General features: G+C 70.0%; 14 protein-coding genes. 6 read left to right on the forward strand and 8 right to left on the reverse strand.

What is annotated here, in order from left to right:
* Both OG504_RS35505 and OG504_RS35510 read right to left on the reverse strand, forming a co-directional pair.
* Positions 1 to 1080, reverse strand: coding sequence for a pentapeptide repeat-containing protein (locus OG504_RS35505; RefSeq protein WP_405993451.1), 1080 nt, complete (start codon positions 1078 to 1080; stop codon positions 1 to 3).
* A gap of 550 nt (positions 1081 to 1630) precedes the next feature.
* Entirely contained in the window at positions 1631 to 2140 is a 510-nt protein-coding gene (locus OG504_RS35510) for an excalibur calcium-binding domain-containing protein (protein WP_405996519.1), read from the reverse strand.
* A gap of 184 nt (positions 2141 to 2324) precedes the next feature.
* On the opposite strand from OG504_RS35510, the gene OG504_RS35515 reads away from it, so the two are divergent.
* A complete protein-coding gene (locus OG504_RS35515) occupies positions 2325 to 3251 on the forward strand; it encodes an oxidoreductase (protein ID WP_405993452.1) in 927 nt (308 codons plus the stop codon).
* Positions 3252 to 3285: 34 nt separating this feature from the next.
* Here the strand turns inward: OG504_RS35515 and OG504_RS35520 are convergent, their stop codons facing one another.
* The 4 genes from OG504_RS35520 to OG504_RS35535 form a co-directional block, all read right to left on the reverse strand.
* A complete protein-coding gene (locus OG504_RS35520) occupies positions 3286 to 4077 on the reverse strand; it encodes an SDR family NAD(P)-dependent oxidoreductase (protein ID WP_405993453.1) in 792 nt (263 codons plus the stop codon).
* A 70-nt stretch (positions 4078 to 4147) separates the two neighbouring features.
* Positions 4148 to 4732, reverse strand: coding sequence for a TetR/AcrR family transcriptional regulator (locus OG504_RS35525; RefSeq protein ID WP_405993454.1), 585 nt, complete (start codon positions 4730 to 4732; stop codon positions 4148 to 4150).
* Between the two features lie 71 nt (positions 4733 to 4803).
* Positions 4804 to 5943 (reverse strand): LLM class flavin-dependent oxidoreductase, encoded by a 1140-nt coding sequence (locus OG504_RS35530; protein WP_405993455.1) that lies wholly within the window; start codon positions 5941 to 5943, stop codon positions 4804 to 4806.
* A gap of 130 nt (positions 5944 to 6073) precedes the next feature.
* On the reverse strand, positions 6074 to 6997 hold the full coding sequence (locus tag OG504_RS35535; RefSeq protein ID WP_405993456.1) for a LysR family transcriptional regulator: 924 nt from the start codon (positions 6995 to 6997) through the stop codon (positions 6074 to 6076).
* A gap of 164 nt (positions 6998 to 7161) precedes the next feature.
* On the opposite strand from OG504_RS35535, the gene OG504_RS35540 reads away from it, so the two are divergent.
* A complete protein-coding gene (locus tag OG504_RS35540) occupies positions 7162 to 8562 on the forward strand; it encodes a M20 family metallopeptidase (protein ID WP_405993457.1) in 1401 nt (466 codons plus the stop codon).
* A gap of 79 nt (positions 8563 to 8641) precedes the next feature.
* Positions 8642 to 9961, forward strand: a complete 1320-nt coding sequence (locus OG504_RS35545) for an MFS transporter (protein ID WP_405993458.1) — start codon at positions 8642 to 8644, stop codon at positions 9959 to 9961.
* 37 nt (positions 9962 to 9998) lie between these two features.
* On the opposite strand, the gene nirD is transcribed toward OG504_RS35545, so the two are convergent.
* Positions 9999 to 10367: a nitrite reductase small subunit NirD gene (nirD, locus tag OG504_RS35550; RefSeq protein ID WP_405993459.1), complete on the reverse strand. Its 369-nt coding sequence runs from the start codon at positions 10365 to 10367 to the stop codon at positions 9999 to 10001.
* The gene (gene nirB / locus OG504_RS35555; RefSeq protein ID WP_405993460.1) at positions 10364 to 12988 is read right to left on the reverse strand and encodes a nitrite reductase large subunit NirB; all 2625 of its coding nucleotides are present in this window, start codon (positions 12986 to 12988) and stop codon (positions 10364 to 10366) included. Before nirB ends, nirD begins: the two co-directional genes overlap by 4 nt.
* Before the next feature lie 272 nt (positions 12989 to 13260).
* On the opposite strand from nirB, the gene OG504_RS35560 reads away from it, so the two are divergent.
* The 3 genes from OG504_RS35560 to OG504_RS35570 are packed head-to-tail and all read left to right on the forward strand — an operon-like array spanning position 13261 to position 15794.
* On the forward strand, positions 13261 to 13776 hold the full coding sequence (locus OG504_RS35560) for a hypothetical protein (RefSeq protein WP_405993461.1): 516 nt from the start codon (positions 13261 to 13263) through the stop codon (positions 13774 to 13776).
* A 9-nt stretch (positions 13777 to 13785) separates the two neighbouring features.
* Entirely contained in the window at positions 13786 to 15114 is a 1329-nt protein-coding gene (locus OG504_RS35565; RefSeq protein ID WP_405993462.1) for a sensor histidine kinase, read from the forward strand.
* A gap of 32 nt (positions 15115 to 15146) precedes the next feature.
* The gene (locus tag OG504_RS35570; RefSeq protein WP_405993463.1) at positions 15147 to 15794 is read left to right on the forward strand and encodes a LuxR C-terminal-related transcriptional regulator; all 648 of its coding nucleotides are present in this window, start codon (positions 15147 to 15149) and stop codon (positions 15792 to 15794) included.
* Positions 15795 to 15867 lie beyond the last annotated feature (73 nt).

Genomic DNA, 15867 nt, shown 5'->3' on the forward strand with positions numbered 1-15867 from the left:
TCACCTGTTCGTATGAGATGTGTGTGTTTCCCTGATGCCGCCGTTGGCCGACCATGAGAAACCGTTCGGCAGCCGTGTACCCGCGTCGATCTTCTTGGCGGAGCGCAACTGCTGGAGCGTCAATCCCTTGGCGCCGCTGAGGTCCGTGCCCGCCAGATCGGACTGATTGAGATTCGCGCCGTCGAATGAAGCACCGCTCAGCTGTGCACCGGACAACCGAGCGCCGTTGAGATCTGCATGTCGCAGGTCTGCGCCGACGGCGGTCACACGGCTCAGGTTGGCTCCGCCCAGGTCGGCCCAGAACAGCTTCGCGTGCGTGAGGCGAGCGCTCATCAGCTTCGCGCCGCCGATCTTGGCTCGCGACAGATCTGCCAGGCCGAGTGTGGCCTCGGAGAGATCCGAGCCGATGAGATCGGCTTTGGCCAGCACGGATCTCACCATTTTCGCGCCGGACAGGTTCGCTGAATTGAACCGTGCTCCGCTGAGGTCGGCGCCGTCGAGTTTCGCTTCGCTGAAGCTGGCTTTGCTGAACGTGCCGTATGTCAGTCGGGAACCGCTGAAATCGGAGCCTTCGAAATGAGAGAAGTCCAGATCGGCTCCGGTCAGGTCGCGCTCGCTGAGGTCGACCGTATCGGCCGGGAGTCGTTGCGGGCGTTTCTGGATCGCCGTGAGTGCTGCTGCGACATCGACCCTTGGGCGGGTGTTGTTCGGCTCTGTCCCACGCCCGCGGGGGCTCGGTGCTCGGTGGACATCCGGTGCCTCCTGCCGCACGAAGGCGCAGAGCAGGTCCAGCACCACCGACCGGTACCGCTTGGAGACATCGGCCGACATGGTGGCGGATGCGATGGCGATGCGTTCCAGGGAGTGGATACCACCCAGGCGTTCCAGTACGGAATGCGAATCGAGTTGGGCGACGGCCGCACTGTAGTGCTCGGCGAGTCCGCTCTCGGTGTCCTGTGCGTTCTGCTGGTAGGTCTCCTGGTGGCTGACCCTGGAGTCCTGAGCACTCTCCAGGATCGCTTGGTAGGAGATATAGGTGGTGGCCAGGGCGATCAGCAGTGTGACGACCTGCTGGAACATGTCCCAGCGGACGGGGCCCTGCTGCCCCGTCTGCGGGGACCAGCCACGTCGTCGCGCCGACCGCAGTCGGCGTCTTAGCTGCGTCGCCCGACGGGACGGACGGTTGGTCCGGCGTACGCTTCCCCTGCGCGTGGTTGCACCGCGCGGTGCCGGTGCCCGCACGGACGTCCTGCGGCGACGCCTCGGCATGCGTCCCCCTTCCCCCTGGATGATCGCCCCGAGAAGCGGTCATGCGCTAACAACATATGCAAATCTGATATGTCATCAAGTAGCGCTAAAGCTACCCTCCGAAATGTTGCCTAAAGTCCGTCTCGGGGGGCGTGCGGATGCATCTGTAGGAGCGCTCACGCGCGACGCGCCGTCCGGTGGTGTGAGGTCACTCATCCCTCAACGGGGCCCGCGCCCTCCTCGCCGTTCGTAGATCCCCGTGATTCGGTGAGCACCGGCTCTGGGCGGATTGCCTGGACATCCGGGCAGTTACCGGTGCGAGCGCCGGTGTTGTCGTTACGGTTACGTCGTATGCCGCTTCGGCTCGCCGCTTCCTCGGCCGTCACTCGCAGGCGACGCCGTCCCCGTCGCGGTCGAGGTGGGAGTCGTAGCCGGGGTCGCCCACGTGCAGGGGCGTGACGCCGGCCGCGCGGGCCGCGGTGCAGTTCGTGTAATAGGTGCTGCCGCCGCCGGAGTTGGTGTCTTCGGAGCCAGAACCGGAGCCGGAACCCGAGCCCGAGCCGCTGCCCGCGGCGGCCGCCGCGGTGACCGTCTTCGTGACCTTGACGGTCTTTGTCGTGGTCACCGTGGGCGCGGGCGCCGGGGTCGCCGGTTCCGTCGTCGTCGCCGTGACGGTCATCGTCGGCTGGGGGCTGGCCGCTGCCGGCTTCGCGTCGGCCGTCGTGTCGGTCTTCTTGTCCTGGCCGGAGCCGCCCGCGCCGATGCCGATGAGGAAGGCCAGGGCGAGGGCGGGGAGGACGTAGCGCTTGCGGGCCCAGCGGGGTGCGGGGCGGACGGGCTGGAACGGCGGCTGGGGCTGGGGCATGGGTGGTGTGGCGTACGGGTGGGTCATCTCGTCCCCCTGTGTCTGGTGAGACATGGACCGTATTGCCCCGGTGAGGGCGGTGAGGGAAGAGTGACCATCTCGTGATGGATATGTCGCTCGGAGTGAGCGGAGCGGTGGCAGGTCGGCTCTCGTACGCTGAGATCCCAACCGCTCGCCGACTCTTGTCCACGCTTACCGAGGGAGCTCGCTCATGTCCGGCTGGAACGAACACGGCATCCCCGACCAGCGCGGCCGGGTCGCCGTCGTCACCGGGGCCAACAGCGGGCTCGGCTACGTCACCGCGCGCGAACTGGCCCGCAAGGGTGCCCGGGTCGTGCTCGCGTGCCGGAGCGAGGTGCGGGGGAGTGAGGCCGCCGACCGGATCGTGGCCGAAGTGCCGGGCGCGGAGGCGCAGTTCGGGCGGTTGGATCTCGGGGATCTGGCCTCCGTACGGGAGTTCGCGGACACCTTCCCCTATGAGCGGCTCGATCTGCTCGTCAACAACGCCGGGGTCATGGCGATGCCGTACGGCACGACCGTGGACGGGTTCGAGACGCAGTTCGGGGTCAACCACCTGGGGCACTTCGCGCTCACCGGGCTGCTGCTGCCCGCGCTGCTCGACGCACCCGACGCCCGGATCGTCACGCTCTCCAGCTTCATGCACCTGCTCGCCAACATCGACATCGACGACCTCAACAGCGAGCGCCGGTACAGCCGTTGGACCGCGTACTCCCGTTCCAAGACCGCCAACCTGCTCTTCACACACGAGCTGGCACGGCGGCTCGCGGCGGCCGGTTCGGGGGTGGTCGCGGCCGCCGCCCACCCCGGGTACGCCGCCACCAACCTCCAGACGGCCGGACCGCAGGCGGAGGGGCGCAAGGGTGCCGAGCGGTTCATGGAGATCGGCAACCGGGTCCTCGCCCAGTCCGCGGAGGCCGGCGCGCTGCCCTCCCTCTACGCGGCGACCGCCCCCGACGTCCGACCTGATGCGTTCTTCGGCCCCCGTGTCGCTATGTGGCGCGGGGCGCCCGCGCCGTCCTGGCGGGCACCCTGGACCCTCAACGACGCGGTGGGGCAACGCCTTTGGGTCGCTTCGGAGGAGCTGACGGGGGTTGTGTACGACCAACTCAAGCCGTGAGCGGGCAAGTTACCGGCATTCAAGCCCCCGGCCTTCACGCCGTCGCGCCGCTGTCCACCACCAGGTCGGTGCCCACAACCGACGCCGCGTCGTCCGAGGCCAAGTAGAGGACGGCGGCGGCCACTTCGGACGTGGCGGAGATACGGCCCAGGGGGAGCGTGGCCCGTACGCGTTCGGCTCGGTCGGCCTCCGTCTCGCCCGCGCGCAGGGACATCGGGGTGTCCGTGGCGCCGGGGCTGACCACGTTGATACGGACGCCCTCGCGGATGTGGTCCACGGCGGCACCCTTGCTCAATACGGCCACGGCGGCCTTTGACGCGGAGTAAGCGGCGGCGCCGGGGCTGCTCGTGTGCACGCCGAAGGTCGACGCCACGTTGACGATCGCGCCGCCTGACGGCTGGGTACGCATCTGCCGGATCTCCGCCTGGAGCGCGAGGAAGACACCGGTGACGTTGATGTCGAGTTGGGCGCGCCAGTCCTCCTCGGCGAGGTCGGCGAGGGGCTGTCCGCCCCGGAAGATCCCCGCGTTGTTGACGGCCACGTCGAGCGAGCCGTATCGGTCCACGGCTGCCTGCACCAGGGCGTGGGCGTCAACTGCCTTCGACACATCGGCAGTTACCGCGAAGGCCTTCCCGCCCCCGCCCCGGGTCTCGGTCTCGATCAACGCGACGGTCTCGTCCAGCGGTTCGCGTCGCCGTCCTGCTACGACGACGTTCGCCCCCTCCGCCGCGAACGCGAGGGCGATGGCGCGCCCGATGCCCGAGCCCGCACCGGTGACGAGCGCGGTCCTGCCGGAGAAGCGGGCTGGTGTGTTGCGGCTGGTCATGATCTCCCCTTTTCTTGACCGATCAGTTCAATATGAGGACATAAGAAGAGGCCCTGAACAGAAGGGTGTCTCAGTCGAGCAACGTCAACGCCTGCTCCGCCGCGTCCCGTACCCGCGCCGGGTCCCCGGACGCCCGGCCGACCACCCGCAACCCCTGCATCAGCACCAGCAGCATGCGCGCGAGGGCGAGCGGATCGCGGTCGGCGTGCAGCTCGCCCTGTGCCTGCGCCCGCACCAACGTCGAGCGCAACACCGCCTCCAACTGGTCCCAGTTGCGCTCGACCAGCCGGGTCGCGGCCACGTCGTGCGGGGCGAGTTCGGCCGCCGTGTTGGTCACCATGCAGCCCAGCGTCCGGAGTTGCTCGTCCGCAGCCTCGGCCGCGTACCGCCGTACGATCGCTCGCACGGGCGGCAGCGCGGGGCCCGGCTGGGACAACTCCCGCACCATCGGGGTGAGTCCGGACCGGTCGTAGCTCTCCAGGGCCTTCAGGTACAGCTCGTGCTTGTTGCCGAAGGTCGCGTAGATGCTGGCCCGGCCGACGCCGAGGTGCTCGACGAGGTCGGACATCGACGTCGCCTCGTAGCCGCGCCGCCAGAACAGCTCCAGGGCTGCCCGCAGCGCGGCCTCGGGGTCGAACTCCTTGGTCCTGGCCATGTCCAGCAGCCTAGGGTTATCGAGAACGATCAGTCAAGAAAGCCCGTCCGGACGCACAGAGGCTGGCCCGTTCACGCGAACTCGGGGATCAGCTCGCCCACCCGCCGGATGCTGTCCATCACCCGCTCGTGCGGAATCGCCCCCACCTGCTGGAAGCACATCAACCGGTCGATGCCCGCGTCCGCGTACGCCCGCAGCTTTTTGCGGCAGGTGTCGGGGCTGCCGACGATCAGGGAGTCCTGGGCCATCAGGGCCTCGAACAGCTCGTCCTCCGGGACGGTTTCGCCCTGGAGGATGCGGCCGATGGCCAGTTGGGCCGCGTTGGGGGCCGTGTCGACCTCGTCGCGCAGGAACGCGCCGGCCAGCCCGCCGCCGGTTGGGTCGGCGAGGATGCCCTGCTGGATCGTCATCGTCTCGACGAACGCTTCCGCGGCCTCGAAGAAGGTGAGCGCCCGGGCGGTGTACCAGGCCGCCGCAGCGGCCGCGCCGGACCGCAGCGCCTCCTCGTCGGTCTCGGCGCAGTGGACGAACGTGAAGAACGCGATCTGGTCGTTGACGAAGGCACCGGCGGGCCGTTCGCACGCGGCTACGGCCTCCCGGTACAGCTCCACCAGCCGCGCCACCCGGGTCAACGGCTCCCAGAGGGTCGTGCCCAGGACGCCCACTCCGCGCCGGCCCGCCTCTTCGAACGACGCCGGGCTGGAGGCCGCCTGCCACAGGGGCGGGTGCGGGTGCTGGAGGGGCGCGGGGACGAGTGGCCGGTCGCCGGCGCCCGTCCACAGCCGGGGTATCTCCTCGAAGGCCCGCTGGGTCTGGGCGCGGGCGCCCGCCGGGTCCACGCCGAACATGCGCCACTCCGGCGCCGTGGAACGGGTCAGGCCCAGCTCCACCCGGCCACCGCTCAACTGGTCCAGCCAGGCTGCCCGTTCGGCCACTCGCCTCGGGTGGTTGATCTCGGCGGGTGCCAACACCGCCGCGTGGCCCAGCCGTATCCGGGACGTGCGCTGTGACAGTGCCGCCAGCAGCAACTCCGGCGCCGAGCTGAGGCTGAACTCCGCCGCGCCGTGGTGCTCCACCTGCCACCAGCAGTCGTACCCGAACTCGTCGGCGAGCACGGCCTGTTCGACCGCCTCCGTGATCCGCCGGTGTTCGTGGTCCTCGGCCGCCCACGGCCTGGGGTCCTGGATCTCGCTGAACATGTCGAGCTTCACGTACCGAACTGCCCTTCTCTCCGGCCGACTTGTGATGGGAAGCGCTCCCACGCGGCCGGATCAGATTGTCAGGGAAGTGTGTTCCGGGCGTGACGTCCCGCTGTGAGGCTCATGTGTGGGTGGCAGTGGTTCAGGGGGAGCGGTCCCGCCGCAGTGACGCCACCAGCAACTCGGTGAACTGCGTCGCCGACCAGGACGGCCGCCGCCCTGTCGCCGTCTGCACCTGCGCCTCGCGCTGCCGGAACACCGGGTGCTCGACGGGGACGTACGTCACGCCCTCGGTGTCCCGCTCTCCGTCGCCGGGATCGCCGAGATCGCCGAGGTCTCCGACCAGGGCGAGGCCCCCGCCCGACCGCACGAACTCGTACTGCGGAGCGAGGCTGTCGCAGACCAGCGCCGGACGGACCGTGATCCCCTCCAACTGGGCCCCGATGTCGAAGAGTTCACGTTGACTCGTGCCCGGCGAGGCCAGTGCCAGCGGGTACGCGCACAGGTCCGCGAGGCCGATGCGGTCGCGTCCGGCGATGTCGTGACCGAGGGGGACGATCGCCGCCACCGGGACCACGACCGCGCACTCGACGCGGACATCGTGCTGCGGGCCCATCGTGTAGGTGACGGCGACGTCGGCGAGCCCCTCGACCACGCGGCGGGTCGCCTCCTGGCGGCCGACCACGTCCACGCGGAAGGCCACGTCGGGGTGTTCGCGCCGGAAGTCGGTGATCGCCCGCGGCACCAGTCGCCGGGCGAACCCCTCCGAGCAGGCGACGGCGACACTGCGCGCCTCCGCACCTCGCCCCGTCCTCAACTCCTCGACCAGCGTGGTCGATTCGGTCTCGGTGCGGCGGGCGTGGGCCAGCAGCCGGGAGCCGGCCTCGGTCAGGGTCATCCCGCGCGGGTGCCGGGCGAACAGCGGGACCCCGATGCCGGACTCCAGCTTGGCGATCTGCCTGCTGATCGCCGAGGGCGCGACGTTCAGGGCGTGGGCCGCCTCGGTCACCGATCCGGTGCGGGCGACCTCCAGGAAGTAGGCGAGATTCACCGGCAGGAGTTGCATGGGGTCCCCTGTGATCAGACATCTGGTCGGAGATTGCGTTGCTGAAAGTAGAACGCTTCACGTCACAAACGGCAATGGTCGCAGGCCCGGATCCGCCCTACTCTGCTGGAACGACGAGAGCGCACAGCCCGCCCGACCGCCGCCCTCCCTGGAGAAATCTTCCCGTGATCCCTGAGAAACTGGCCCGTAAAGCCGAGGAGTTCGTCGACTCGGGTGCCTTCTTCACCGAGCTGGCCACCATGGTCGCGTACGCCACGGAGAGTTCCCGACCGGAAGGCCGCCTTGCCATTGAGGCATACCTCGACGAGTTCCTGACCCCCGCCCTGACCGCCCTCGGCTGCGAGGTCGCGCGCTACGACAACCCCGATCCGGCGGCCGGCCCCTTCCTGATCGGCACCCGCGTCGAGTCTCCCGACCTGCCGACCGTGCTCGTCTACGGCCACGCGGATGTCGTCGAGGGTCAGGCGGGCCGGTGGAGCGAGGGCCGCGACCCGTGGACGCTGACCGCCGAGGGTGACCGCTGGTACGGACGCGGCGCCGCCGACAACAAGGGCCAGCACCTGGTCAATCTGGCCGCCCTTCGCCTACTCCTCGCCGACCAGGGCTCGTTGGGCTTCAACCTGACCTTCCTGCTGGAGTCCGCCGAGGAGGTCGGCTCGCCCGGACTCGCCGAATTCGCCGCCGAACAGCGGGAGTTGCTGAAGGCGGACGTGCTCGTCGCCTCGGACGGACCCCGCCTGGACGCCACGACCCCGACGCTGTTCCTCGGCGCGCGCGGCGGCCTCGGCCTCCAACTCACCGCCGATCTACGGCCGGACGCCTACCACTCCGGCAACTGGGGCGGCCTGCTGCGCAACCCGGCGACCACCCTCGCCGGCGCCGTCGCGACCCTGGTCGACGGCCACGGCCGCATCCGCGTACCGGAGTTGCTGCCGCCTCCGATCCCGCAGGAGGTCCGCGAGGCACTCGCCGGCGTCACCGTCGCCGCCTCACCCGGCGACCCGGTACCGGACGAGGGCTGGGGCGAGCCCCAACTGTCCGCCGCCGAACGGCTCTACGCCTGGAACACCCTCGAAGTCCTCGCCCTCGGCGCGGCCGACGCCGACCGGCCGGTCAACGCGATCCCGGGCAGCGCCCGCGCGATCCTCCAACTCCGGTACGTCGTGGGCACTGACGCCGATCAGGTCGCCGAGGCCGTCACCCGGCACCTGGCCGAGCACGGGTACCCGATGGTCGACGTCCGGGTGCTGGGCAGTTTCGCCGCGAGCCGCACCCCGCTCGACGACCCGTGGGTGCGCTGGACCAGAACCACGCTCGAAGAGGTCACGGGCGGCCCGATCGCCGTACTGCCGAACATCGGTGGCTCCCTGCCCAACGCCGTCTTCACCGACGTCCTCGGCCTGCCCACCCTCTGGCTGCCCCACTCCTACCCCGGCTGCCTCCAACACGCCCCCGACGAACACCTGTTGGCGCCGATCGCTCGCGAGGGCCTCGTCCTGGCGGCAGGTCTGTTCCACGCGCTGGGCCGTCCATCGGCGGACCGGCCGCTCCCCGTCCACACGTAACCCCGAAAGCCCCCCCGAGTCTCGGCACCCGCGCCCCGTCCGGCACACCCCTCCCCAACACCCGCCGGAAGGACCCCCGATGACCGCTCCGTCCCCCCAGCCCATCCAGTCCACCCACCCCGACGACACCCGGGCGCCGAGCCGCCCCACCACCGCACGACGTGCCATCGCGGTGGCCTCCATCGGCAACGCGCTCGAATTCTTCGACCTCGCCCTGTACGCGCTGATGGCGTCGTACATCGGCCGCACGTTCTTCCCCGGCGGCAACCTCGGTGTCCAACTGGTGCAGGCCTACGCCGTGTTCGGCGTGACGTATCTGATCCGGCCGCTCGGCGGGCTGCTGCTCGGCGCGTACGCGGACCGCAACGGCCGTAAGAAAGCACTGGTGTTGTCGATCCGGCTGATGGTGCTCGGCACGCTGCTGCTCACTGTGATGCCCGGATACTCGACCCTCGGGATCGCGTCGACCCTGGGGATCGTGCTCGCGCGACTGATCCAAGGATTCGCCGCCGGGGGCGAGTTCGGAGCGGCCACGTCCTTCCTGGTCGAGCAGGACGAGCGGCGCAAGAGTTTCCTCGGCAGCTTCCAGTTCGCCAGCCAGGGCCTGTCGACCCTCATGGCGGCAGGCTTCGCGGCGGTGCTCACGGCCGTGCTGTCCGACGCGCAGATGACGTCGTGGGGCTGGCGCGTACCGTTCGCGTTCGGCCTGCTGATCGGCCCGGTGGGCTATTTCGTACGGCGCTACATGGACGAATCCCCAGCGCTGGCAACCGAGTTGGAGTCAGCCGCCCCGAAACCCTCCCCGATCGTGTCGGTCTTCCGCGACCACTGGGGTGGGCTGCTGATCGCCGGCGGTGCGCTGATCGTCTCGACGGCGCTGAACTTCATGCTCCAGTACCTGCCGACGTACGGCATCGGTCAACTGGGCCTGGACGCCTCGCTGTCGTTCACCGCGCTGTTCATCGCCGGGGCCGTCCTGACCTTCGTCACTCCGCTCGTGGGACTGCTGGGCGACCGCCACGGCAGGCTGCGTTTCATGATCCCGACAGCGGTGCTGATCGGCGTGAGCGTCGTCCCGCTCTTCCTGTGGCTCAACGCCTCGCCGTCCTTCCTCACGTTCGCGCTGTGCACCACCGTCCTCGCCCTGCTCAAGGCGGTGTATTTCGGCACGCTGCCGTCGGTGATGGCCGACGTCTTCCCGGCCCGGGCCCGCGCGACGGGCCTGTCCTTCAGCTACAACACGACGGTCGCGCTCTTCGGCGGCTTCACCCCGACGATCGCCGCGGCCCTGATCGAGGCGACCGGCTCGCCGGTGGCACCGGGCTACTACCTGTTGTTCACGGCCGTGTTGAGCACCGCCGCGCTGACGACCGCGCTGCGTACGCACCGGATCAGGTGAGGAGGGGAGCCGTGGTGCGCCTCGCGCCCCAGGGGCATCACGGCTCGCGCGTCAATGGGCTCGCCCGCACCTCGTACGTCGCCACCCGCACCGACGCGTCGTCCAGGCACTCCCCGGAGATCAGGTCGAAGCGCTGCTTGAGCAGTGGCGACGCGACGAACGGGCGGCCCTGGTGCGTGCCGGTCAGGCCGCGGGAGAGGACCGCCGCGCCGCTGAACGGGTCGCGGTTGTCGATGCCGTAGAGAGTGCCGGAGCGGTCGCGGAAAAGGGCGACCTGGCTGCCGTCGGGCAGCAGGGCCGCCACTCCGCGGCCGGGGGTGAGCCGGTTGAGGTCGCAGACCGTGAACCAGCCCTCGGCGAGCCGGAGTTGGACCTTCAGGTCGGTCGTCTCGGGAGCCAGGGTCATCGCTGGGCGCTTCCTTCCAGGACGTCTGCGGGCTGCTGGGGCCGCATGCCGATGGTGAGCAACGGCAGGTCGGGCTTGATCTGTTCGCGCTCGGGGACGAAGCCGACGACCGGGTCCGGAGTGTCCGGCGCGTTCACGAAGGACACGAACCGGGCCAGTTTCTCGGGGTCGTTGATGGTTGTGGTCCACTCGTCCCGGTACCCGGCGACATGCGCGGCCATCAGCGCCTCCAACTCCCCGCAGATACCGAGCGAGTCCGCCACGACCACGTCCCGTACGTGGTCCAGGCCGCCCGGAATCCGCTCCAGCCACACGCTCGTGCGCTCCAGCCGGTCGGCCGTACGGATGTAGAACATGAGGAACCGGTCGGTCAGGCGCACCAGTTCGGCATCGGAGAGGTCCTTCGCGAGGAGGTCCGCGTGACGGGGAGTCGCGCCGCCGTTGCCGCCGACGTACAGGTTCCAGCCGTTGGCGGTGGCGATGATCCCGAAGTCCTTCGACTGGGCCTCGGCGCACTCGCGGGCGCAGCCGGAGACCGCCGACTTGAGCTTGTGCGGGGAGCGCAGACCCCGGTAGCGCAGCTCCAGGTCGATCGCCATCCGGACCGAGTCCTGGACGCCGTAGCGGCACCAGGTCTGTCCCACACAGGACTTGACGGTGCGCAGTGCCTTTCCGTACGCGTGCCCGGACTCGAAACCGGCGTCCACCAACCGGGCCCAGATCAGCGGGAGTTGTTCCACCCGCGCGCCGAACAGGTCGATGCGCTGGCCGCCGGTGATCTTCGTGTAGAGGCCGAAGTCGCGGGCCACCTCGCCGATCACGATGAGCTTCTCGGGGGTGATCTCGCCGCCGGGGATCCGCGGCACGACCGAATAGGAGCCGTTCTTCTGCAAGTTGGCGAGGAAGTGGTCGTTGCTGTCCTGGAGGGCCGCCTGTTCGCCGTCGAGGACATAGCCGCTCGCGCCGATCGTCGGGGCGAGGGACGCGATGATCGACGCCACCGTCGGCTTGCAGATCTCGCAGCCGTCGCCACCCCGGGCGCCCTCACGGCCGTAGCGATCCAGCAGATCCTGGTACGAGTTGACGCGCAGCGCGAGGGCGATCTCGTACAACTCCTCGCGGGTCTGCGGGAAGCAGCCGCACAGGCCCTTGTCGACCTCTACGCCGTTCGCCTCCAGCTCGGCGGTGACCAGCTGGCCGAGCACCTTGACGCAACTCCCGCAGCCGGTACCGGCCTTGGTGCACTTCTTCACCTCGGGCACGCTCGTGCAGGAGTGGTCCGTCACCGCGCCGCGGATCGCGCCCTTGCTGACGTTGTGGCACGAGCAGATGACGGCGGCGTCGGGAAGCGCGGACGGACCGAGCTGGACGGCGCCCCCGGAACCGGCCGGCAGCACCAACTGCTCGGGGGAGACGGGCGGTACGGACCCCGTGAACGCGCGCAGTGTGCCGTACGCGTCCGCGTCGCCGACCAGGATGCCGCCCAGCAGCTCACCGCCCCGGCCGATCACCAGCTTCTTGTACGTCCCCGCCCGCGCGTCGGAGTAGACGACGTCGAGGCAGTCCGCGGTGGCGCCGTGCGCGTCGCCGAAGGACGCCACGTCCACGCCGAGCAGCTTCAGCTTGGTCGACAAGTCCGCGCCGGTGAAGGCGGATTCGTCCTGCGCGATGGTCGCGGCGGCGGTCTCCGCCTGCTCGTAACCGGGCGCCACCAGGCCGTAGACCCGGCCGTCCGCCGCCAGCGCGCACTCGCCGATCGCGAACACGTGCGGGTCGGTGACCGTACGGCACTGCTCGTCGACCGCGATGCCGCCGCGCTCGCCGACCGACAGGCCCGAGGTGCGGGCGAGTTGGTCGCGGGGGCGGACACCGGCGCTGAACACCACCATGTCCGTGGCGAGTTGGGAACCGTCGGACAGCTTCATGCCGGTGACCGCGCCCGAGGCGTCCGCGACGATCTCCTGTGTACCGGTCCCGGTGTGGACCGTCAGGCCCATGTCCTCGATGGTGCGCAGCAGGGCCGCGCCACCGCCCGCGTCGACCTGCACCGGCATCAGGCGCGGCGCGAACTCCACGATGTGCGTGGTCAGTCCGAGCCCCTTGAGCGCACCGGCCGCCTCCAGGCCGAGCAGCCCGCCGCCGACCACGGCACCCGTCGTCGCCCGCGACCTGGCGTACTCCTCAATCGCTAGCAGGTCCTCGATCGTGCGGTAGACGAAGCAGCCGTCGGAGTCCTTGCCGGGGACCGGCGGCACGAACGGGTACGAGCCGGTGGCGAGGACGAGCGTGTCGTACTCAACTGCCAGGCCGGAGCGGGCGGTTACCGTCCTCGCCGCCCGGTCGATCGTCTCCGCCGGGTCGCCGACGTACAGCTCGATCCCGTGCTCCGTGATGAACTCCGCGTCCGTGAGCGAGAGTTCCTCGGGGGTGCGGCCCGAGAAGTACGAGGTGAGCTGGACGCGGTCGTAGGCCGGACGCGGTTCCTCGCACAGTACGACCACACGGTGCGTGGCGGTCAGGCCGCGCTCGGCGAGCGCTTCGAGGAAGCGCTGACCGACCATGCCGTGGCCGACGAGCACGATGGTGGGCACGGTGGGCACCCCACGCGGATTCGAGGTCATGCCCAGGAGCCTGCGACGCCGGTGTTACCCGACCGCATCCCACCTGTTTCCCGCGAGGAACGCTGCCCTCAGCGGGAGCGCGCGGGGGGTGTGAGGGTTCGGGGTGCGCGCCGGGGGAGGAGCGTGAGGTTCGGTTAACCGAACCCCCGGGTTCCGTGCAGGCACCATCGTGTACGCCGGGCGGCGGCGGAAAGCTGGAGACATCGGTTCACAGCAGTTCACACGGGCTGCGCCGACACACGTACACCGACTCATGTGCAGGGGGATGCACCATGACCACCACCCGCGATCTGCCCACCCGGCCGCCCGCCCCGGACCCGACCTCCGTCCACGCCTGGAACCTCGTCCGCGCACCGTTCACCGCCACCACCTGGCGCCGCACCGCCTACGCACTCCTCGCCCTCCCGCTCGGCCTGGCCTGCATCCCGCTCGCCCTTGTCGGCGCGCCCACGGCCCGCTGGCAACGGGGGCTCGTCCACCGTTTCCTGGACACGGAGATTCAGGGCAGCGCACGCGCCGGCGGCCTGCCCCACGCCCTCCTCGCCACTCCGCTCAACCTGATCACGGCGTTCATCACGCTCTACGGCTGGGCGATCGTCCCCATGAACCTCGGCTGGCCGCTCCGCGCCGGCGACGACTACTCCAGCGCGTGGGGCGGTCCGACCTTCGCCGGAGCCTGGGCCTTCCACGCGGTGCTCGGGGGCATCGGCTTCCTGCTGCTGATGCCGTGGGTGGTGCGCGGCCTGACCGCCGTGCAGCTCCGCGTGGCCAGGTCACTTCTCTCCTAGGTTGATCCCATGCCGAGCCTCCGCTCCCGCCTCCGCACGCTCGCCGGCGCCACCTTCGGCCGCCGCGCGCTGAAGGCCGTCCTCTACGGAGTGATCGCCCTCCCGCTCGCCCTCGTCGGCTTCTTCCTCACCCTCGTCGGGCTGGCGTTCGGCGGGGCGCTGTCGGTGACCACGCTCGGCCTGTGGTTGCTGGCGGCGACCGTGCGCGGCGCGTTGGCGCTGGGCGCGCTGCAACGGGGCCTCGCCCGACGGCTGCTCGGCCTGGAGATCGAGCAGCCGGGCGCGGAGGCCGGCGGTACTGGTGTTGGCGCCGGCGGAATCCTCAGATGGCGCCGAGACATCCTCCTCGACCGAACCGGCTGGCGGGCAGTCGGCTGCGCCCTGTTGACCCCGTTCACAGCCGTTTTCGCCTACGCAGCCGTCGTCATCGGCTACATCTACGGCGCCCTGTTCACACTGCACCCGCTGCTCAAGCGCTGGAACTACAACACGGTTCACAGCACCGACGGCTCCACGAACCCGGTGTCCACGGACCATCACGTGTCACTGGAGTTCTTCGGTTACCAACTCGACTCCTGGCCGCGCTGGTTGATTCCGTTCACAGCCGGTCTGCTGTTGCTGGCCGTCGCACCCCTTCTCCTCCGTTACGCCCTCGGCCCGCACCGCGCCCTGTTGACCGTGCTGCTCGGCCCCGACGCCGCGACCCGCCGTATCCGCACCCTGGAGGAGACCCGTGCCCGAGCCGTCGACGACGCCGCGCAGACCCTCCGCCGTATCGAACGAGACCTGCACGACGGAACCCAGGCCCGCCTCGTCGCCCTCGCCATGCACCTCACCCTGATCCGCGAACTGGTCACCGCCGGCGCCGAACCCGACCGCGTCCTCACCGTCGTAGACACGGCTCAAGGCAACGCGACCCAGGCCATCACCGACCTGCGCCACCTGGTCAAGGGCATCCACCCGCCCGTACTCGACGAGGGCCTGCACGCCGCCCTCACCACCCTCGCCGCCGACAGCGCTCTCCCCGTCACCCTCACCACCGACATCGGCACCCGCCCCACCCCGGCCGTCGAGACCATCGCCTACTTCTGCGCCGCCGAACTCCTCGCCAACGCCACGAAACACGCCCACGCCACAGCAGCCGCCGTCGACGTCACCGCCCGCGACGGCCTCCTCCGCCTGCGCGTCACCGACGACGGACAGGGCGGCGCGATGATCGGCGCCGGTTCCGGACTCACCGGCCTGCTGGCCCGGGTCCGCACGGTCGACGGCACACTGACCTGCGACAGCCCGCACGGAGGCCCTACGGTGGTCACGGTCGAACTGCCTCACACGTGACCCCACACCTGAGCGGACCCGAACGGAGCGGCATGCGCGTCGTCATCGCCGAGGACTCGGCCCTCCTGCGCGACGGCCTGGTCCAGTTGCTTCAGCTACGGGACGTGGAAGTCGTCGCGGCGGTGGGCGACGCCGAAGCGCTCCTCACCGCGGTGGCGGCACACGCCCCGGACGTGGCCGTCGTAGACATCCGCCTCCCGCCCACCCAGACGGACGAAGGCGTACGAGCAGCCGTACACCTACGCGACCGGCACCCGGCGACCGGCGTCCTGCTGTTCTCGCAGTACGTAGAGACGACTCACGCGGCCCAACTCCTCGGCAATCCGGCCGGGTTCGGGTATCTCCTGAAGGAACGGGTCGTGGACATCGGGGAGTTCGTCGGCGCACTGGAGCGGGTCGCGGCCGGTGGCACCGCGCTCGACCCCGAGGTGGTCGCCCAACTCTTCGGCGCCGCACGCCGATCCACCGCCCTCGACACCCTCACCCCACGCGAACGCGAGGTCCTCGCGCTGATGGCGGAGGGCCGCACGAACCACGCGATCGCCACCGCGTTCACGGTCTCGGAACGAGCCGTGGAGAAGCACGTGGCCAACATCTTCGCGAAGCTCGACCTGCCGCCCTCGGAGACGGGAAACCGCCGGGTACTGGCGGTACTCCGCTACCTCGAAACCGGCCACTGAAGCCTGCTGAAGATCGCCGAAGCTCACCACCCCCTCAAATACATGGACGGCACACGCACCCCGTCCATAGGGT

Source organism: Streptomyces sp. NBC_00986 (genome assembly GCF_045162565.1).
Lineage (GTDB): Bacteria > Actinomycetota > Actinomycetes > Streptomycetales > Streptomycetaceae > Streptomyces.

Excerpts from the sequence above, each read along its gene's own strand:
- nirB (WP_405993460.1), bottom strand. The coding sequence starts at position 12,988 with ATGACCTCGAATCCGCGTGGGGTGCCCACCGTGCCCACCATCGTGCTC.
- nirD (WP_405993459.1), bottom strand. The coding sequence starts at position 10,367 with ATGACCCTGGCTCCCGAGACGACCGACCTGAAGGTCCAACTCCGGCTC.
- OG504_RS35505 (WP_405993451.1), bottom strand. The coding sequence starts at position 1,080 with ATGTTCCAGCAGGTCGTCACACTGCTGATCGCCCTGGCCACCACCTAT.
- OG504_RS35510 (WP_405996519.1), bottom strand. The coding sequence starts at position 2,140 with ATGACCCACCCGTACGCCACACCACCCATGCCCCAGCCCCAGCCGCCG.
- OG504_RS35560 (WP_405993461.1), top strand. The coding sequence starts at position 13,261 with ATGACCACCACCCGCGATCTGCCCACCCGGCCGCCCGCCCCGGACCCG.
- OG504_RS35525 (WP_405993454.1), bottom strand. The coding sequence starts at position 4,732 with ATGGCCAGGACCAAGGAGTTCGACCCCGAGGCCGCGCTGCGGGCAGCC.
- OG504_RS35545 (WP_405993458.1), top strand. The coding sequence starts at position 8,642 with ATGACCGCTCCGTCCCCCCAGCCCATCCAGTCCACCCACCCCGACGAC.
- OG504_RS35515 (WP_405993452.1), top strand. The coding sequence starts at position 2,325 with ATGTCCGGCTGGAACGAACACGGCATCCCCGACCAGCGCGGCCGGGTC.
- OG504_RS35520 (WP_405993453.1), bottom strand. The coding sequence starts at position 4,077 with ATGACCAGCCGCAACACACCAGCCCGCTTCTCCGGCAGGACCGCGCTC.
- OG504_RS35565 (WP_405993462.1), top strand. The coding sequence starts at position 13,786 with ATGCCGAGCCTCCGCTCCCGCCTCCGCACGCTCGCCGGCGCCACCTTC.
- OG504_RS35570 (WP_405993463.1), top strand. The coding sequence starts at position 15,147 with ATGCGCGTCGTCATCGCCGAGGACTCGGCCCTCCTGCGCGACGGCCTG.
- OG504_RS35535 (WP_405993456.1), bottom strand. The coding sequence starts at position 6,997 with ATGCAACTCCTGCCGGTGAATCTCGCCTACTTCCTGGAGGTCGCCCGC.